This window comes from Nitratireductor sp. PBL-C9, from assembly GCF_050877045.1.
Classification (GTDB): Bacteria; Pseudomonadota; Alphaproteobacteria; order Rhizobiales; family Rhizobiaceae; genus Nitratireductor; species Nitratireductor aquimarinus.
In genome coordinates this window covers 361727-380101 of record NZ_JBPAXW010000004.1, presented here as the reverse complement: position 1 = coordinate 380101, position 18375 = coordinate 361727, and the positions used below count along the sequence as shown (strand labels likewise).

Below are 18375 nucleotides of genomic sequence, written 5' to 3'. Positions count from 1 at the left end.
TGATCATGCAAGAACGCCTGAACTACGTGAAGACCGAGCCGAAACTGCTTGGCGCGATCTTCAATCTCAAGAAGGCGGTGAACGAAAGCGGCCTCGATCAAGGGCTGATCCATCTGGTGAACCTGCGCGCATCGCAGATCAATGGCTGCTCCTATTGTGTCGACATGCACACCCGCGAAGCGCGGCGCGATGGTGAGAGCGAGCAGCGTGTGCATCTCGTATCGGCATGGCGTGAATCCCCGCTCTATACCGGGCGTGAGCGCGCAGCCCTTGCCTGGACCGAGCGTCTGACGCACATCTCCGACGGCCCGGTCGAGGATGCGCTCTACAATGAGATGCTGGAGCATTTCTCCGAGCAGGAGCTGGTGCAGCTTACCGTGCTGGTCGGTCTCATCAATGTGTGGAACCGCATCGCGATCCCGTTCCGCTCGGTCCATCCCGTGATCGCGGATGATGCGTCTGCTGCCGCCTGAACCCCTTTAAGCCAGTCAGCGCTATTTTGCCGAACAGCCCGGAAACCGGTTTGGATTTCCGGGCCGTTCCTTTAGGCTGAAAGGCGTTTTCGGGGGATGCATTGACCGACACCGTAGAGACGAAGGCCGCGCGGCGCGAGGCGTATCGCACCAGCGCGACGGGGGTGCAAAAGCGGCTTGGCCATTTGGCCATGCTGGCCTTTGCAACACTGGTCGCCGGCTCCTTCTCGCTGGGGTCGATGGCCGCGCAGCATATCGGCCCGGTGGCGCTCAATGCCGCCCGTTTCCTGATCGGCATTGTCTTCATGGGGCTGGTGGTGCGCTTTGTGCTGCGCCAGCCGCTTCCCTTCCCGAAAGCCCCGTGGCGCTTTCTGGTTCTGGGCGGCCTGATGGCGTTCTATTTCGTCACCATGTTCGTGGCGCTCGGCATGACCAGCCCGGTCTCGACCGGCGCGGTCTTCACGCTGATGCCGCTCCTCAGCGCCTTTTTCGGTTATCTCTTCCTGCGGCAGGTGCCGCGCGGGCTCGTCATTCCGAGCCTCGTTCTGGCCGGTCTCGGCTCGGTCTGGGTCATTTTCGACGGCAATTTCGAAGCCATGCGCCGCTTCGACATGGGCGAGGGGGAGCTGATCTTTTTTGTCGGCGTCATCGGGCATGCGGCCTATGCCTCGCTTGTCCGGCTCTACAATCGCGGCGAGCCGGTCTTCGCCTTCACCTTCTGGACGCTGCTGGCCACAGGCGTGCTGATTGCGCTTTACGGCGTGGGCGAGATCGCCGCGACCGACTGGTTCGCCCTGCCGTCGATTACCTGGCTGGCGATCTTCTATCTGGCGATCTTCACCACGGCCGGCACGTTCTTCCTGCTCCAGTTCGCCGCCCTGCGGCTGCCCGCCTCCAAGGTGCTCGCCTATAACTACCTCACGCCGACGCTGATCATCGTGTTCGAAGGCCTGCTCGGCCATGGCTGGGCGAGCCTTTCGGTGATGGTTGGCGCCGTGGTGACCATTCTCGGCCTGGTCATTCTGGCGCTGTCGCCTGAAGGCTGAGTTCAGTCGCCGAAGCGCCGTCCGAACCCTTTTGGATCAACCAGCGCCGGCAGGCCGGTTTCATCGAGCCACGCTTCGCTCGGTGCGCTCAGTCTGCGATAGATGTCGCGCACCAGCCTGCGTGCCGTCTCGCCCGGCCAGTCCTGTGGCAGGAGCGCGGTCGGCAGGCCGGGGTCGCGCAGCACGATGCGTCGCCAGTCATGAATGAGCAGGGTTCGCGCCGCCATCGCGTCGATGGGCGCGGGCATATGCGTGCCGGCAAGCTGATCGGCCAGCGGCGTGTAATCGGCAATCAGTTCCGCATAGGCGGCGGCGATCTCGTCTGAAGGCCAGAGGCTGCGCAGCATTTCGGGATGTTCGGCGCTTGAACCGTGGATCACCAGCATGTCCGCGAGCACGGCGTCACCGTTCGGCATTCTGGTTCGCGGCAGCAGGTGAACGCCTTCCGCGATCTTCAGAAAACCGCGCTCCTTTAGCGCCTCGTCATGTTCGCCATTGCCGTTGGGCGGCGCGATCGCCACCGTCCACGAGCCATCCCAGTCGGGCGCGCCCGCTGCATAGATGCGCCGTGTCGCCAGGTCGAAGGCGTGCTGGCCATGCCGGTCCAGCGAGAAGAAGGAGTTGCGGCCGCGCCGTTCGCGCACCACCCAGCCATCGCCGGCAAGCCGCGACATGGCGGTGCGCAGCGCACCGGCCTCGATGCCCAGCCGCGCCATCACGGTTTGAAGTGCGGCCAGCGGCGCTTCGCCGCCACGCGGCACGATGGCGTCGCCGAACAGGGTGATCACCAGTGACCAGACCCTGAGGCGGCCACGCCCGTGCAGGCGGTCGATCAGATCGGAAAGGGCGGTTTCTGCAGTTTCGGTCGGCGCATCCATGCCATCCACATGCCACGGGACGGGGAGGCGGGCAAGATTGTCAGTCGAGCCCCTTCACGCCACTCACCAGAAGATGCGTGGCAAGCTTCGCATAGTCCTGCCGGGAGATGCCGCGATCCTCGCGGAACCACATGTAAAACCAGTTGAGCATGCCGAACAGGCTCATCGTCACCGGTTTCAGAAGCGGCCGGTTGTCGAAGACTTCCGGGTTCACCTGCCGCACCGCTTCGGCAAACAGCGCGACCAGCCGGCGCTCCAGTGCTTTCAGCTCTTCCTGCTGTGCGTCGGGCAGAAGCTGAAGGCCGGAAAGCTGCACACGGTGCTCATTGTCCGCATCGCGATAGGCGTCGAGCAGCGCCGTCACCAGCCCTGCCAGCCGCTCCTGCGGAGCTTCATGGGGCTGGTCAGCCTCTTCTACGGCTTCCACCAGTTCCTGCAAATGCGTTTCGATGATGTCGAAAAGCAGCGCTTCCTTGGAGGTGTAGTAGTGATAGAGCAGCGCCTTCGAAACGCCGAGTTCCGTTGCAAGCTGGTTCATCGAGGCGCGGTCATAGCCGTCACGCGCGAAGATGCGCGCTGCGCCATGCAGCATGGCGTCGCGCTTGTCGTCATAATCCTTGGCTCGGGTGCGGGCCATCAATGCATATCCCGGGGGCGTTTGTGCGTTTGTGCGTCTGTGTCGCCCCTCGCGTCGTTCACGGGCGGGAAGGGGCGAGTCACTGTTGAAATGAGCGTCGGTACTCTCACTGTTTGTCGCGCTTGTCGATGATGCGCACGGCCTTGCCCTGGCTGCGGGCCACGCCGCCGGGGTCGGTCGCGTTGACGCGCACCGTCACGCCGACCACATCCTTGATGCGTTCGCCGAGCTGGCGGCAGGCCGCAAGCCGCACTTCTTCGCCCGCTTCCAGCGCTTCCATCTCCACATGAATGGTCATCGCATCCATGCGGCCTTCCTGCGTCAGCTCGATCTGGAAATGCGGCGCGAGCCCGTTGACGGTGAGGATCTGCTCCTCGATCTGGGTGGGAAACACATTGACCCCGCGCAGGATCATCATGTCGTCCGAGCGGCCGGTGATCTTCTCCATGCGGCGCATGGAGCGCGCCGTGCCCGGCAGAAGCCGCGTCAGGTCGCGCGTGCGGTAGCGCACGATGGGGAAGGCTTCCTTGGTGAGCGAGGTGAAAACCAGCTCGCCCTTTTCGCCGTCCGGCAGCACGTCGCCGGTCTCCGGGTCGATGATCTCGGGATAGAAATGGTCTTCCCAGATATGTAGCCCGTCCTTGGTCTCCACGCACTCATTGGCAACACCCGGTCCCATCACTTCCGACAGGCCGTAAATGTCGACCGCATGCATGTCGAATGCGTCTTCGATCTCGGCGCGCATGGCGTTGGTCCATGGCTCCGCACCGAAAATGCCCACCTTGAGCGGGCTCTTGCGCGGGTCGAGGCCGCGCGCGCGGTATTCATCGAGGATCGACAGCATGTAGGAGGGCGTGACCATGATCGTGTCGGCCCGAAAATCCTCGATCAGCGTCACTTGGCGCGTGGTCATGCCGCCCGATGCCGGCACCACCGTCGCGCCCAGCCGCTCCGCGCCGTAATGCGCACCCAGACCGCCCGTGAAGAGCCCATAGCCATAGGCCACGTGAACGATGTCGCCCGCCCGCGTGCCGGATGCGCGGATCGAGCGCGCCATCACCTCGGCCCAGGTGTCGATGTCCTTTGCGGTGTAGCCCACAACGGTCGGCTTGCCGGTCGTGCCGGATGAGGCGTGAATGCGCGCCACCTTCTCGCGCGGCACGGCGAACATGCCGAACGGATAATTGTCGCGCAGGTCCGTCTTCACCGTGAAGGGGAATTTCGACAGGTCGGAAAGCTGCTTCAGATCGTCGGGATGAACACCGGCGGCGTCGAACCTCTTCTTGTAATGCGGTACGTTTTCATAGGCGTGCCTGAGCGACCATTTGAGGCGCACAAGCTGCAGGGCCTGGATTTCATCGCGCGAGGCGATTTCGATCGGGTCCAGGTCTTCCTTTTTGGGGGTCAGGTCTTTCATCATTATCTCCCGAAGATGAGGATGCCGTCAGGCGTCTTCCTCGAAATGCTTGCCGCCAATGACGCGGGAATTGCCGCGAAACTCCGCGATGACTTTGCCGTTCTGGTTCTCCACGCGAACATCATAGATGCCCGAGCGCCCGAACCGCGCCACCTCGCGCGCCACCGCCGTAAGCCGGTCGCCGAGCGCGCCGGGCGCAACGAAGGTGATGGAATTGTGCTGCGCGACAACGATCTGGTTGTAGGAGTTGCACGCAAAGGCGAAGGCGGAATCCGCCAGTGTGAAGATGTAGCCGCCGTGGCAGATGTCGTGCCCGTTCGTGTGGTGCGTTTCCACCGTCATCGACAGGGTGGCGCTGCCCGGCGCCACCGCATCAAGGCTGCATCCCAGCCATTGCGAGGCGTCGTCGCGCGCCCACATGGCTGCTGCGCTGCGCTCTGCGATCTCCTGTGGAGACAGTTGCATTTGTGACATCTAGGCTCCTCCCAACGGCGTCGGTGAAAGCAGACTTGCATAAACCGACCGGTCGGTCAATAATACTGTTGAGAGGAGGCGGTGGGGCCGCTTCCGGGAGGAGAGCATGACAAAAACGGCAGACAACGCTGCAACCAATGGCGAGAAACTGGCGGAGGACTTTGAATTGACGGCGCTGCCCGCGGGCTTCGTGGACGATCCGTTTCCGGTCTATCACGCACTTCTGGAGCACGCGCCCCTGAAGCGTTTCGCCGACGGCTCGGTCATGCTGTCGCGCTATGAGGATCTCGACCGCGTCTATCGCGACACGAAAACCTTTTCCTCCGACAAGAAGGCCGAGTTCCTGCCGAAGTTCGGCGACACGCCGCTTTACGAGCATCACACGACGAGCCTCGTCTTCAACGATCCGCCGCTCCACACACGGGTGCGCAAGATCATGATGGGCGCGCTCACGCCGCGTGCGCTGGCAGCGCTTGAGCCGGGTCTGATCGCGCTGGTCGATGGCCTGCTCGACCGTATGGAAGAGAAGGGCGAGGTCGATCTCATCGAGGATTTCGCCGCCGCGATCCCCATTGAGGTGATCGGCAATCTGTTCGATATTCCCCACGAGGCGCGCGAGCCGCTGCGCGACTGGTCGCTTGCCATTCTAGGTGCGCTCGAACCGGTTCTCACCGACGAGCAGCTCAAATGGGGCAACACCTCCGTCACCGATTTCAAGGCGTTCCTGAAGGAGATTGCCGATGATCGCCGGCGCAATCCCGGTGATCCGGCGACCGACGTCCTGACCCGTCTCATCAATGGCAATGAGGGCGAAGAACTCTCCGAGGTGGAGCTTCTGCAGAATTGCATCTTCATCCTCAATGCCGGTCACGAGACCACCACGAACCTCATCGGCAACGCCCTTTATGAGCTGTTGCACTGGCCTGAAGAGAAGGCGCGGCTTGAAGCCGACCCGGACCTGATCGCAACGGCGGTCGATGAGTTCTTGCGTTTCCAGAGCCCCAACCAGCTCGGCAACCGCATGGCGGTGGAGCCGGTGGAGTTCCATGGCGAAACCGTGGAGCCGGGCACGCCGATCCATCTGTGCATTGGTGCTGCCAACCGCGATCCGCGCCAGTTTGCCGATCCGGACCGGCTTGATGTGGGGCGCAGGTCCAACAAGCATCTGGCCTTTGCCGGTGGGCCTCATCTGTGCGCGGGCTTCTCGCTTGCGCGCATGGAAGGGCGCATCGGCATTTCGCATTTTCTCAAACGTTTCCCCGACTACCGGATGACGGGCGAGCCGGAACGCACCGGACGTGTGCGCTTTCGCGGCTTCTCCCGGCTGCCGGCGCGGGTGCGCTGATCAATAAAGGAGTTTTCCATGAGCGTGATGCGGCTTGAAAGCTATGCGGCAGGGGCGTGGGTTGCGCCCTCGGGCGATCTCAAACCCCTGCGGAGTGCGGTCACCGGCGATGTGGTTGCCGAACTCGGTTCGCAGAAGCTGGATTTCGCCGGCATGGCCAATCATGCCCGCCAGGTGGGCGGGCCGGCGCTGCGCGCGATGACGTTCCACGACCGCGCCTTCGCCATCAAGGCGCTGGCGCAGTATCTGAACGACCGCCGCGAAGCGCTCTACGAGCTTTCCTACGAGACCGGTGCGACCAAGCCTGACTCGATGATCGACATTGATGGCGGCATCGGCACGCTGTTCGTCTATTCGTCCAAGGCCCGGCGTGAGCTGCCCGATGACAGGGTCTATGTGGATGGCGCGCTCGAGCAGCTTTCCCGCTCCGGAAACTTCGTTGGCCAGCACGTGGCGACCCCGCTTCAGGGCGTGGCCGTCCACATCAACGCCTTCAACTTCCCTGTTTGGGGCATGTTGGAAAAGCTTGCACCGACGCTGATCGCCGGCGTTCCGGCCATCGTCAAACCGGCCTCCGCCACCGCGTGGCTCGCTGAAGCCTGCTTCCGCATGATCGTGGAATCCGGCCTGTTCCCGGAAGGCGCGGTTCAGTTCATTGCGGGTTCCACCGGAGACCTGCTTGACCGCCTGACCGGTCAGGACGTGGTGTCCTTCACGGGCTCCGCCTCCACCGCATCCATGCTGCGCGCCAACCCGAAGATCATCGGCAATTCCGTGCGCTTCGTGGCCGAACAGGATTCGCTCAACGCCTCGGTGCTTGGGCCGGATGCAGCCCCCGGAACGCCTGAATTCGACGCTTTCATCAAGGAAGTGCACCGCGAGATGACGGCCAAGGCCGGCCAGAAATGCACCGCTGTGCGCCGTATTTTCGTGCCCGACGCACACCGCGATGCGGTCACCGACGCGCTCATCGCCCGGCTTGAGAAGACCGTGGTCGGCAATCCGCGCAGCGAAGGCGTGCGGATGGGCGCGCTCGCAAGCCTCGCCCAGCGCGACGACGTTCTTGAGAAGGCCGGCATTCTCGCCACCGAGGCCCGCTGTGTCTTCGGGGATCCGGATGCGTTCTCGGTCACCGATGCCGATGCCGGAGCGGGCGCATTCGTGCCGCCCATGCTGTTCTCCTGCGACGATCCCGATGGCGCTCAGAAGCTGCATTCGGTCGAGGCGTTCGGCCCCGTGTCCACCATCATGCCGTACCGGGATCTCGGCCATGCGCTGAAACTCGCCAATCGCGGCGAGGGCTCGCTTGTCGCCTCGGTCTTCACGCATGATCCGGCGGTGGCCCGGCAGGCGGTTCTGGAAGCGGGCGCTTTCCATGGCCGGCTCTATTTCGCCAACCGCGACACCGGCAAGGAGGCAACCGGGCACGGTTCGCCGCTGCCGCACATGGTGCATGGCGGTCCGGGCCGCGCCGGCGGCGGCGAGGAGCTGGGCGGTGTCCGCGGCGTGATGCACTACATGCAGCGCACCGCGATCCAGGCGAGCCCCGATCTGATCGCTGGCATCACCAACCGTTATGTGGCTGGCGCTTCGACCGAAGAGAAAGAGCCGCATCCCTTCCGCCTGACCTTTGGCGAACTGGAGCCCGGCCGCACACTCTGGGCCGGTCCGCGCGAGGTGACGCTGGCGGACATCGAGCATTTCGCCGAGTTCACCGGTGATACGTTCTACGCGCATATGGACGAGGAGGCGGCCGCCGCCAATCCGTTCTTCCCCGGCCGCGTCGCCCATGGCTATCTCATTCTGTCCTTCGCGGCAGGCATGTTCGTTGAGGCTGCACCCGGCCCGGTGCTCGCCAATTACGGCCTCGACAATCTGCGCTTCATGAAGCCGGTTTCCCCCGGCGACACGCTGAAAGTGCGCCTTACGGTCAAGCAGAAGACGCGCCGCAAGGACGAATATGGCGAAGTGCGCTGGGATGTCGGCGTCTACAATCAGGAAGGTGAGCAGGTTGCCGCCTACGAACTCCTGACGATGAACGCCATGTAGCATGGTGCGGTTTGGGGCGTCCTTTGCCATGTCCTCCGGCATTCTGGAGAACTGGCGCAGCGCCCCTCATCCCCCTGCCGGGACCTTCTCCCCGCCTGCGCGCCCTTACGTAGCAACGGCACCAAGTCTAACTTGTGGGGTTGCTGATATGGAGACTCCACAACTGGGGATTTTGCGGGCATCATCTAGCGAATGATCAGCAAGTTAAGACGGATTTGGGACGCGGTATTATCCGCTGGGGCATTTGTCGGCATCATATACATGCCTGCAGATATTTTCGGTTTAAGCGAAGCCTACCCTTGGATTGCAAGGGTGGTCGAAACGACTGACCGCTTCACCGTTCTAGCCGCATTCACCGCGCTTCTGATTCTTTATATTTTTTGGATGGATATTCGCCCTCTGGTTCGTCGCTGGCTTTCCATGCCGCCACGAAAGGAGCAAAAACTCCGTATGGCGCGGGCATGGATTCGACTGTCCGAAGATATCTTCAGCGAATTGTCTGGGGCCGGTCGGAGCTACGAGTTTCGAACTGGCAATGACCATCAAGACTGGCTTCTCTCTAGGGATGAAGAAAGCCGACACAGAGAGGAGGCAATGGCGAAGCTGAAGCGTCAGTTTTCATCTCGCATAGCGCAGGCTGGAGCGCAATTGGATAATCTGGGCCTTTTAGGAGAGAAGGGGTGGGAGCGGCACAGCTTTAATTCCACGACTAATTTACATTGTTTTGAGTTCAGCGCACAGACCCTAGCCGCCAAGGGCCGGAAGATCTTAGACGATCTCGGAGAAGCGGACTAGAGCCGAAGTATACCCGATCCGATAGCTTCCATGCACCATAAGAAATAAGACGCCGCGAAATTACCCCTGGAGAGGTTGTTGCACACCTTTACTTATTCCTCAGCAATTCCAATTGCCCCGCTGGCGGGGAGAGGGTAAGGGTGAGGGGCGAGCGCCGACGGACGCCGGATACATAGCGCCCCGCTAGGCGCTCCTGGCCTTGAACGCCAGCCCGTCCACCAGTTCCGCTGCCTTGAGCAGCGCTGCACCCGTTGCGACAACCATCTGCGGCAGAAGCATCCATTCCAGCGTCCACGCCGCGCCGGAGCGTTCGTTTTCGTGCACCAGCGCCTGATGCACGCCACCCACCAGCGTGGCGTTGAAGCGCGCGAGCGTCACCAGCGCTTCGGCGGCGACCGGGTTCTTCTTGTGCGGCATGGCGGAAGATCCGCCGCCCGCCGCCAGTTCGATCTCGCCAATTTCGCTCTGCGCGGCAAGCACAATGTCCTGCCCCATCTTGCCGAGGCTTCCGCTGATCAGCGAGAGAAGGGAGGCAAAAGCGGCGATCCCGTCGCGCTCGCTGTGGCGGGCATGGTCGGGCTGCGCAAGGCCAAGCCGTGCCGCCAGCCGCCCGGCAACGGCCTCGCCCTTGTGGCCGAGCTTGTCGAGCGTGCCGGCTGCGCCACCGAAATGCAGCACCGCGATGTCGCCCTGAACCGTCTCCAGCCGTCGCACATCGCGGATGAGCGGTTCACGCCATGACCGGATTTTCCGGCTGGCGGAAACGGAAATGGCGGCCTGCATGCGCGTATGCGCCATCACTTTGGTCTGTCCGTCCCGCGTCTCCAAAGCCGCCAGCGCGTCGATCAGCCCGGCAAGCCGCCGCGCAAGAATCGCCATCGCATCGCGCGCCCGCAGCGCAAATCCCGTATCGATCACGTCCTGGCTGGTCGCGCCAAAATGGAGATGCGCCCTGACGTCTTCGGGAAGGGCTGCGCGTAATTCCCTGACCAGCGCCGGCACAACCACCCCGTCCTGCGCCACGCCGGCCTTCAGACCGGCCACATCCGGGCTGAAGCGCGCAAGCGTCGCGGTGATCGCCTCCGCCGCCGGGCGCGGAATGACGCCCTCATCGGCTTCGGCTTCGGCAAGCGCGGCCTCGAATTTCAGCATCGCGTCGAGTTCCGCCCGCGCGGAAAAGAGATGCGCGAGCTCCTCGTCGCCAAGCAGGCCTGAAAGGATGGGATGATCGAACACGGAGATGGTCATGCGGCAAATGTCCCGGTTGGCGTTCTGAGTAGCTCAATAACACATCTGCCGCCGGGCGATTGGCCCGGCGGCAGGTTGATGCGGCAAAAAAGAAAGCGGGGTGTCGTTCAGATGTCGAAGAACACCGTTTCCATCTCCCCCTGGAGATGGATGTCGAACGTGTAGATGTCGCCGTCGCGGCTGGCGATCAGCGTCGGCACGCGGTTTCGATGTTCGATCCGCGCGAGCACCGGGTCCTCGGCGTTTGCTGCCTCTTCGTCACCGAAATACAGGCGCGTCGCCAGCCCCAGATTGATGCCGCGCGCCACGATCCAGAGATTGATGTGCGGCGCCATCATGCGTCCACCGGGGAAGGGAACCGGTCCGGGCTTGATCGTCTCGAAGCGGATTTCGCCGCTTTCCATGTCGGAGGGAAACCGCCCCCAGCCGCTGAAGGCAGGGTCCGCCGCGCCGCGCGTCTCGGAAGGGGAGTTGTAAAGCCCCTCGGCGTCGGCCTGCCAGGTTTCCACCAGCGCGTCCTTCAGAACCGAGCCTGTGCCGTCAAGCACGCGGATCACCACGCTGATGCGCTCGCCCTTCGTCTGGTCGCTGACGAGCGATGCGCCGAGATCGTCAGGGAAGATGCCTTCAATGCCGCAGAAATTCGGCGTCAGGCCGATATGGACGTAAGGGCCGGCGGTCTGCGACGCGCTTTCCTTCAGGCGATTGAGATCCTGGGCCATCAAGTGCCCTCCATGCGGTTTTCAAAAAGGGTCGAGCGGCGGCCACGCAGAACGATGTCGAACTTGTAGGCGCGCGCATCCATCGGCACGGTCGCCTCCATGTCGAGCGCCGCGATCAGCCCCTCAATGGCCCTGCGGTCGGGAATGGTGCCGACAATCGGGCATTTCCAGATCATCGGATCGCCCTCGAAATACATCTGCGTGATCAGGCGCTGAACGAAACCGTGTCCGAACACGGAGAAGTGGATATGCGCCGGCCGCCAGTCATTGATGCCGTTCGGCCAGGGATAGGCTCCTGGCATGATCGTGCGGAAGGAATAACTGCCGTCTTCGTCGGTGATGGTCCGCCCGCAGCCGCCGAAATTGGGGTCCAGCGGGGCGAGGTAGCCGTCCTTCTTGTGCCGGTAGCGGCCGCCTGCATTGGCCTGCCAGAACTCGACCAGAACATTGGGGACGGGGCGCGCATTCTCGTCCACAACCCGGCCATAGACGATGATGCGCGGTCCAATCGCGCTTTCGCCGGAGCGCGCATGGTTCAGCGTCAGGTCGTTGTCGAGCGCGCCCAGAATGCCGTGCCCGAATGTCGGTCCGGTGATCTCAGACGGCGTGTGCGGAAAGGCGATCGGCGCTTTCTGCGGCGAGCGCACGACGGATGTCTTGTAAAGCGGTGTCAGCGCTGGCGGTTGCCAGGCCCGGTCGCGCTGGAAGAAGCCGCCGGTTTCCGGTCTCTGGTTCTTCATGCCTTGTCTTCCTCCATCGCCGCAAGCGTCTGCTTGACGATCTTGATTGCATGGTTTGCCGCAGGCACGCCGGCATAGATGGCCACGTGCAGCATGGCCTCGCGCAGATCCTCCGCGCTCGCACCCGTATTTGCGGTGGCGCGCACATGCATGGCCAGTTCCTCGTCCTGTCCGAGCGCTGCCAGAAGCGCGATGGTCACCATCGAGCGCTCACGCTTTGTCCATTCGGGCCTCGACCAGACGTGTCCCCAGGCGGCTTCCGTGATGAGTTCCTGAAAAGGCTCGTCGAAGGCGGTCTTGCGGGCTTGCGCATTGTCCACCCAGGCATCGCCCAGCACCGCGCGACGCGTCTTCATGCCCTCCTTGTGTCGGGCGCTTTCTTCCTTGCTGGACATGCTATTCTCCTTGGTAGTCTGGGGCCCGACCACAGGGTCGGGTATTCTAATGGCAGGGGATCAGAAGGGCAGGCCGACATAGTTTTCGGCGAGCATGGTAAGTGCTGCGCGCGACTGGAACAGATAGTCGAGCTCCGCATGCTGGATGCGCTGGCCGAATGTGCCCTGATCGGGGAAGCGGTGAAGCGTGCTGGTCATCCACCAGGAAAACCGCTCCGCTTTCCACACGCGGGCCAGCGCCTTCTGCGAATAGGCGTCGAGGCCGGCCGTGGATTTTTCGATGTAGTATTCTCGAAGCGCATCAAAGAGATAGCGCACGTCGCTCGCAGCGAGATTCAGGCCCTTTGCGCCGGTTGGCGGCACGATATGCGCCGCGTCGCCGGCGAGGAATAATCGGCCAAAGCGCATGGGCTCGGCGACAAAGGAGCGTAACGGCGCGATGGATTTCTCGATGGAGGCGCCGGTGGTTATGGCCTCGGCTGTGGCGTCCGGCAGGCGGCGGCGGATCTCGTCCCAGAAGCGCGCATCCGTCCATTCCTCGACGCGCTCATCGGCGGCCACCTGCACATAGTAGCGGCTGCGCGTGGTGGAGCGCATGGAGCATAAGGCAAAGCCGCGCGGATGATTGGCGTAGATCAGTTCGTCGCCCACCGGCGGCACGTCGGCGATGATGCCAAGCCAGCCAAACGGATAGATGCGCTCAAACGTCTCCAGCGCCTCATGCGGGATCGACTGCCGCGCAATGCCGTGAAACCCGTCGCAGCCGGCGATGAAATCACAGGCGATGCGGTGCGTCTGGCCGTCTTTCTCATAAGTCACGGAAGGGGTGTCGGTATCGAAACCGTGCGGCTGCACGTCTCGCGCTTCGTAGACCGTCTGCGCGCCGATGACGTCGCGCCCGTCCATCAGATCATGAGTGACTTCGGTCTGCCCGTAGACGAGAACCCGTTTGCCGCCGGTCAGCGTGTGAAGGTCGACCCGGTGGCGGCGATTGTCGAAGGCCAGATCGAAACCGTCATGCGGCAGGCCTTCGGCCCGCATGCGTGCGCCGACGCCGGCTTCGTCCAGCATGGCGGCGGTGCCTTCCTCCAGAACGCCTGCGCGGATGCGCGAAAGCACATGCGCTCTGGATGCGCGCTCCAGAATCACATTGTCGATCCCGGCGCGCGATAAGAGCTGCCCCAATAATAACCCGGCCGGGCCGGAGCCGATGATGGCGACCTGAGTCCGCACGATGGCAATCCTCCCAATTGCATCGCGAAGAGTGGTTGTTTCCGCCGGGCGCGGCAATGGACATTTCCGGCAAACGATTGCACTATTCGCGCATCGTGAGGGAGGGGGCCGGTGCAGAGATCGATACCGAATTACAGACTTTACCAAGAAAAAACAGGCGAATCTCCTGATTTCTGGCTGCATTGCGAAACGCTCTCCGTTCGCAGTTCACTGCACAATTGGGAAATTTCGGTGCACCGCCATTCCGCGCTTTTCCAGATATTCTGGGTGACGGAGGGCGAGGGCATCATGATGGCCGAAGGACAGGCCGATTGTCATTTTACCGCCCCTTGCGCGCTTTTCATTCCGCCCGGCGCTGCACATGGCTTCCGCTTTCTCGGCCAGTCCGAAGGGCTGGTGACCACGGTTCTGGCAGACCGGCTTTCCCTGCCCATCGCCGCCGACCGGACCCTTGCCGATTTCTTCGCTTCCACCCGCATCGTTCCGCTGGGCGAGCCTGATGCTTCCACCGGGGAGGGCGGTGCGCAGGTGGGGCGTCTCCTGCGGCGCATTCACGCCGAAAACGGGCGGAGGGACATTGGCCGCGATCTCATTCTCGATGCGCTTTTGACGGAGGTTCTGGTCTGGCTGGCGCGTCTTGGCGCACGGGCCGGCTTGCCGAAGAAAGCCATGTCGACGCGGGACAATGCACGCATGGAGGCGCTCGATACGCTGATCGCCGCGCATTTTCGCGAGCATCGCCCGGTTGGTTTCTACGCCGGACGCGTGGGCGTATCCGTTGCGCAGTTGAACCGCATCGCAAGACAGGAGGCCGGCGTCAGCGTTTCGCAGCTCATCGCCCGCCGCCTGCTCGATGTGGCGCGGCGTGATCTGGTGTTCACGCCAACCCCGGTGCAGGCCATCGCCTATTCGCTGGGTTTTCAGGACCCGGCCTATTTCAATCGCTTCTTCCGGCGGCAGACAGGCGCTACGCCCGGCGCGTATCGCGAGGCGGAACGTCGGCGCATGGCCGCCTGAAAGGCTCCGGTCAGAACAAAGAAAAGGGGCCGTTTGGCCCCTTCCTTTTCGCCTCTTCCCTGGAAAAGCATGGGTTGTGTTGTCAGCCGGGCGTCGAGCCCGGCCAGCCATCACATCGCCTTGTTGGAAATGTCGTGCGTGAATGCGCCTTCCGGCTCCTTGGTGATCACCGGATCGGAACCGCCCTGCAGCAGCGTGTCGACGGTCTGCTGGTAAGCAGCTTCATCCAGCGTCGGGCTGTCGCCCAGAAGCTTGGCAATCTCGCGCGTCATGCGCTTCTGGTGCTTTTCGGTCTGCGCACCGGTCGCATCATTGTCGAGCACGATGAGCGCCGCCTCATCCGGGTTGTCCTTGGCCCACATCCAGCCCTTCATGGACGCTTTCACGAAGCGCGCCATCTTGTCCACGAATTCAGGGTCCTGAAGCTTGTCTTCCAGCACATAGAGCCCGTCTTCGAGCGTGGCCACGCCCTCGTCCGTGTAGTTGAACACAACGATGTCGTCTTCGCTGAGCCCGGCGTCGATCACCTGCCAGTATTCATTGTAGGTCATGGCGGTGATGCAGTCGGCCTGCTTCTGCAAAAGCGGGTCGACATTGAAGCCGATTTTCTGGATGGTCACGCCGTTTTCGGAACCGTCGCGCGGCAGGTCGAGCTTCGACAGCCAGCTATAGAGCGGATATTCATTGCCGAAGAACCAGGTGCCGAGCGTCTTGCCCTTGAAGTCTTCCGGCTTTTCGATGCCGGTCTCCTTGCGGCAGACCATGGTGAGGCCAGAGCGCGCGAAAGGCTGGGCGATGTTGACCACCGGCACGCCTTTTTCGCGTGCGGCCAGTGCTGACGGGAGCCAGTCCACCATCACGTCCGCGCCACCGCCGGCCAGCACCTGAACGGGCGCAATGTCCGGACCGCCGGGCTTGATCTCGACGTTGAGGTCTTCTTCCTCGTAGAAACCCTGATCCTTGGCGACGTAGTAGCCTGCGAACTGCGCCTGCGTTACCCATTTGAGCTGCAGGGTCACGTCGTCGGCTGCAAGAGCTTGCGAAGCGGCGAGCATCAGCGCGCCGGAAAATATGCCTGTGACTGCGTGTTTCATTTCGCTTCCCTCTTTGATTGGGCCGTTCTCCTCACGGCCGTGATTATCCACTCCTGATGGATGGATGCCAGAAGGTGACAACGCGCTCCAGAAGCGCGACCGCACCATAGAAGAGCGAACCGGCGAGTGCGGCAACGGCAATCTCGGCCCACACCATGTCGATGTTCATGCGCCCCACCTCGGTGGAGATGCGGAACCCCATGCCCACAATGGGGGTGCCGAAGAATTCGGCGACGATGGCCCCTATCAGCGCCAGCGTGGAATTGATTTTCAGCGCGTTGAAGATGAAGGGGGCGGCCGCTGGCAGGCGCAGCTTGAAGAGCGTCTGCCAGTAGGATGATGCATAGGTGCGCATCAGGTCGCGGTCGATGGCGGTAGAGGCGGTCAGCCCCTGCACCGTGTTCACCAGCATGGGAAAGAAGGTCATGATGATCACGACGGCGGCCTTGGAGGGCCAGTCGAAGCCGAACCACATGACCATGATCGGCGCAACGCCGATGATCGGCAGCGCGGAGACGAAATTGCCCAGCGGCATCAGGCCGCGCTGCAGGAAGGGCGAGCGGTCGATGGCGATGGCCGTCAGGAAGCCCGCGCCGCAGCCAATGGCGTAGCCGATCAGCACCGCTTTCAGGAAGGTCTGCTGAAAGTCCGCCCACAGGGTGGGAACGGAGGAGACCAGCCGCGCCCAGATGGCGCTTGGCGGTGTGAGAAGCACGGGCGAGATGTTGAAGCCGCGCACCAGCCCTTCCCAGACCACCAGAAGCGTGATGCCGAAAATGGCCGGGATCAGAATGCCGAGCGCGCGTTTGGCCGATGCCGAGCGCGGGTTGAGCCGCGCAAGCCACTCATTGAGCGCCCAGGCCCCTGCCCAGAAAAGAAAGGCTCCCGTCAGCGCCCAGTTCATGGCTTTTCTCCCATCCGCGCCATCACCATGCGCTGGCCGATGCCCACCACGCCCACCAGAATGGCGGCGAGTGCGGCCGCCATGAAGAGGGCAGACCAGATCTGCACCGTCTGCCCGTAATAGGAGCCGGCCAGAAGCCGCGCGCCGAGGCCCGAAACAGCACCCGTCGGCAGTTCGCCGACAATCGCCCCCACAAGGCTGATCGCCACCGCCACCTTCATGGAGGTGAAGAGATAGGGAAGGGCGGCTGGCCAGCGCAGTTTCCAGAAGGTCTGTGCGCCGCTGGCATTGTAGGTCCGCATCAGGTCGAGCTGGAAGGCTTCGGGGCTGCGGAAGCCCTTCACCATGCCCACCACCACGGGAAAGAAGGACAGATAGGTGGAAATCAGCGCCTTGGGCAGAAGGCCCGAGAGGCCGATGGCGTTCAGCACCACGATGATCATTGGCGCGACCGCCAGGATCGGGATCGTCTGGCTGGCGATCACCCAGGGCATGACCGATTTGTCCATCGCCCTGTTGTGCACGATGCCCACGGCCAGCAGCACGCCGAGCGCGGTGCCGATCACGAAGCCGAGCAGGGTGGAGGAGAGGGTGATCCAGGCGTGATAGAACAGGTTGCGCTTGGATGTGAGCCGCGTGCCGACCGTGGTTTTCCAGATTTCCGCCACCACCTGATGCGGCGAGGGCAAAACGGGCCGCTCCTGCGCCATCGTATCGCGCACGAGATCGGCGGCTGTCCATTCCGTCCCCGCGCGCTCATAGGCGTCGATCTGCCATGGCGCGTTCAGATAGACGGTGAAGGCGTACCAGATCAGAACGATGACGCCGAGCACGATCAGGATCGGCAGCGTCTTGCCCTCCACCGCACGGCGAAAGAAGGGCGTTGTCGCGCCCGCCGGCGCCGTTCCCGCCGCCGCCGTCATGGCGTCACCTTTGGGGCGGGGCGCTCGCCCCTCATCCTCACCTTCTCCCCGCAGGCGGGGAGAAGGGGGCGTAGACGGTGTCGCTTCGTCCTTCTCCCCGTGCGCGGGGAGAAGGTGCCGGCAGGCGGATGAGGGGCAGCGCTGGCGGTGGACATTTCCCTAGTCATCGCCATGCCCCGCTCTCAGCCCATCGCGCACCCGGTGTGCGATCTCCAGAAACTCCGGTGTTTCGCGGATGTCGAGCGGCCGCTCCCTTGGCAGGGGCGAAACGATCACATCCGTCACGCGGCCGGGCCGTGGCGACATGACGACGATGCGCGTCGACAGATAAACCGCCTCCGGTATCGAGTGTGTCACGAAGCCGATTGTCTTGCCGGTGCGCGCCCACAGTTCGAGAAGCTGCTCGTTCAGATGGTCGCGCACGATCTCGTCGAGCGCGCCGAACGGCTCGTCCATAAGAAGAAGGTCGGCGTCAAACGCCAGCGCCCGCGCAATCGAGGCGCGTTGCTGCATGCCGCCGGAGAGCTGCCATGGGAACTTCTTCTCAAAGCCCGCAAGGTTCACCAGATCGAGCGTGCGGTGCACGCGCTCCTTCTGCTCCGCCCGCGAATAGCCCATGATTTCCAGCGGCAGGGCGACATTCTGCTCGATGGTGCGCCAGGGAAAGAGCCCCGCCGCCTGAAACACGTAGCCATAGGCCCGCTTGCGGCGGGCCTCTTCCGGCGTCATCCCGTTGACGAGGATCTCGCCGGCGGTCGGCTGCTCCAAATCGGCGATCACGCGCAGAAACGTGGTCTTGCCACAGCCCGATGGGCCGATGAAGGAGACGAACTCGCCCTTGTTGATGGTCAGGTCCACATCGGCGAGCGCGCGCACCGGCCCGTCATTGGTCTCGAAGGTGAGGCCAAGCCCTTTGGCTTCCACGACGGGCTGGCTGGTTTGAGGGGAGGACGCTTCCTGGCGAATGGCTGGGTTGGCGTTCACT

General features: G+C 63.1%; 19 protein-coding genes. 6 read left to right on the top strand and 13 right to left on the bottom strand.

Features of this window, described 5'->3' with window-relative positions; translation table 11 throughout:
- Nucleotides 1-5 precede the first annotated feature (5 nt).
- Complete coding sequence (locus ACRTG1_RS11695) at nt 6-473, top strand: carboxymuconolactone decarboxylase family protein (protein WP_206543933.1); 468 nt, start codon at nt 6-8, stop codon at nt 471-473.
- A 101-nt stretch (nt 474-574) separates the two neighbouring features.
- The gene (locus tag ACRTG1_RS11690; RefSeq protein WP_236042182.1) at nt 575-1519 is read left to right on the top strand and encodes a DMT family transporter; all 945 of its coding nucleotides are present in this window, start codon (nt 575-577) and stop codon (nt 1517-1519) included.
- 2 nt (nt 1520-1521) lie between these two features.
- On the opposite strand, the gene ACRTG1_RS11685 is transcribed toward ACRTG1_RS11690, so the two are convergent.
- From ACRTG1_RS11685 to paaI, 4 genes are all read right to left on the bottom strand, one after another.
- A complete protein-coding gene (locus tag ACRTG1_RS11685) occupies nt 1522-2397 on the bottom strand; it encodes a PaaX family transcriptional regulator (RefSeq protein WP_283799610.1) in 876 nt (291 codons plus the stop codon).
- A gap of 40 nt (nt 2398-2437) precedes the next feature.
- Nucleotides 2438-3034 carry a TetR/AcrR family transcriptional regulator gene (locus ACRTG1_RS11680; RefSeq protein WP_432516319.1) on the bottom strand — a complete coding sequence of 199 codons (597 nt, stop codon included), beginning with the start codon at nt 3032-3034 and terminating at the stop codon, nt 2438-2440.
- 106 nt (nt 3035-3140) lie between these two features.
- Nucleotides 3141-4451 carry a phenylacetate--CoA ligase PaaK gene (paaK, locus tag ACRTG1_RS11675; RefSeq protein WP_432516318.1) on the bottom strand — a complete coding sequence of 437 codons (1311 nt, stop codon included), beginning with the start codon at nt 4449-4451 and terminating at the stop codon, nt 3141-3143.
- A 27-nt stretch (nt 4452-4478) separates the two neighbouring features.
- The gene (gene paaI, locus ACRTG1_RS11670; protein ID WP_113155696.1) at nt 4479-4916 is read right to left on the bottom strand and encodes a hydroxyphenylacetyl-CoA thioesterase PaaI; all 438 of its coding nucleotides are present in this window, start codon (nt 4914-4916) and stop codon (nt 4479-4481) included.
- A 115-nt stretch (nt 4917-5031) separates the two neighbouring features.
- On the opposite strand from paaI, the gene ACRTG1_RS11665 reads away from it, so the two are divergent.
- The 3 genes from ACRTG1_RS11665 (at nt 5032) to ACRTG1_RS11655 (ending at nt 9114) form a co-directional block, all read left to right on the top strand.
- The gene (locus tag ACRTG1_RS11665; RefSeq protein WP_432516317.1) at nt 5032-6270 is read left to right on the top strand and encodes a cytochrome P450; all 1239 of its coding nucleotides are present in this window, start codon (nt 5032-5034) and stop codon (nt 6268-6270) included.
- 18 nt (nt 6271-6288) lie between these two features.
- Nucleotides 6289-8319: a phenylacetic acid degradation bifunctional protein PaaZ gene (paaZ, locus tag ACRTG1_RS11660; protein ID WP_432516316.1), complete on the top strand. Its 2031-nt coding sequence runs from the start codon at nt 6289-6291 to the stop codon at nt 8317-8319.
- Between the two features lie 192 nt (nt 8320-8511).
- The gene (locus ACRTG1_RS11655) at nt 8512-9114 is read left to right on the top strand and encodes a hypothetical protein (protein WP_432516315.1); all 603 of its coding nucleotides are present in this window, start codon (nt 8512-8514) and stop codon (nt 9112-9114) included.
- Nucleotides 9115-9297: 183 nt separating this feature from the next.
- Here the strand turns inward: ACRTG1_RS11655 and ACRTG1_RS11650 are convergent, their stop codons facing one another.
- The 5 genes from ACRTG1_RS11650 to pobA all read right to left on the bottom strand — a co-directional run bounded on the left by ACRTG1_RS11650 (nt 9298) and on the right by pobA (nt 13452).
- Entirely contained in the window at nt 9298-10362 is a 1065-nt protein-coding gene (locus tag ACRTG1_RS11650; RefSeq protein WP_432516314.1) for a 3-carboxy-cis,cis-muconate cycloisomerase, read from the bottom strand.
- 107 nt (nt 10363-10469) lie between these two features.
- Nucleotides 10470-11084: a protocatechuate 3,4-dioxygenase subunit alpha gene (pcaG, locus tag ACRTG1_RS11645; protein WP_432516313.1), complete on the bottom strand. Its 615-nt coding sequence runs from the start codon at nt 11082-11084 to the stop codon at nt 10470-10472.
- The gene (gene pcaH / locus ACRTG1_RS11640; protein WP_432516312.1) at nt 11084-11824 is read right to left on the bottom strand and encodes a protocatechuate 3,4-dioxygenase subunit beta; all 741 of its coding nucleotides are present in this window, start codon (nt 11822-11824) and stop codon (nt 11084-11086) included. Before pcaH ends, pcaG begins: the two co-directional genes overlap by 1 nt.
- The gene (pcaC, locus tag ACRTG1_RS11635; protein WP_113155690.1) at nt 11821-12219 is read right to left on the bottom strand and encodes a 4-carboxymuconolactone decarboxylase; all 399 of its coding nucleotides are present in this window, start codon (nt 12217-12219) and stop codon (nt 11821-11823) included. Before pcaC ends, pcaH begins: the two co-directional genes overlap by 4 nt.
- Nucleotides 12220-12279: 60 nt before the next feature.
- Nucleotides 12280-13452 (bottom strand): 4-hydroxybenzoate 3-monooxygenase, encoded by a 1173-nt coding sequence (gene pobA / locus ACRTG1_RS11630; RefSeq protein ID WP_432516311.1) that lies wholly within the window; start codon nt 13450-13452, stop codon nt 12280-12282.
- A 111-nt stretch (nt 13453-13563) separates the two neighbouring features.
- On the opposite strand from pobA, the gene ACRTG1_RS11625 reads away from it, so the two are divergent.
- Nucleotides 13564-14469, top strand: coding sequence for a helix-turn-helix domain-containing protein (locus ACRTG1_RS11625; protein WP_206548160.1), 906 nt, complete (start codon nt 13564-13566; stop codon nt 14467-14469).
- Between the two features lie 110 nt (nt 14470-14579).
- Here the strand turns inward: ACRTG1_RS11625 and ACRTG1_RS11620 are convergent, their stop codons facing one another.
- From ACRTG1_RS11620 to ACRTG1_RS11605, 4 genes are all read right to left on the bottom strand, one after another.
- The gene (locus tag ACRTG1_RS11620; RefSeq protein WP_206543924.1) at nt 14580-15563 is read right to left on the bottom strand and encodes an ABC transporter substrate-binding protein; all 984 of its coding nucleotides are present in this window, start codon (nt 15561-15563) and stop codon (nt 14580-14582) included.
- A 43-nt stretch (nt 15564-15606) separates the two neighbouring features.
- Nucleotides 15607-16467, bottom strand: a complete 861-nt coding sequence (locus ACRTG1_RS11615; RefSeq protein WP_432516310.1) for an ABC transporter permease — start codon at nt 16465-16467, stop codon at nt 15607-15609.
- Nucleotides 16464-17390, bottom strand: coding sequence for an ABC transporter permease (locus tag ACRTG1_RS11610; protein WP_206548159.1), 927 nt, complete (start codon nt 17388-17390; stop codon nt 16464-16466). The genes ACRTG1_RS11615 and ACRTG1_RS11610 overlap by 4 nt, the downstream gene beginning before the upstream one ends.
- Before the next feature lie 159 nt (nt 17391-17549).
- Entirely contained in the window at nt 17550-18374 is an 825-nt protein-coding gene (locus tag ACRTG1_RS11605) for an ABC transporter ATP-binding protein (RefSeq protein WP_113155686.1), read from the bottom strand.
- Nucleotide 18375: the final 1 nt, after the last annotated feature.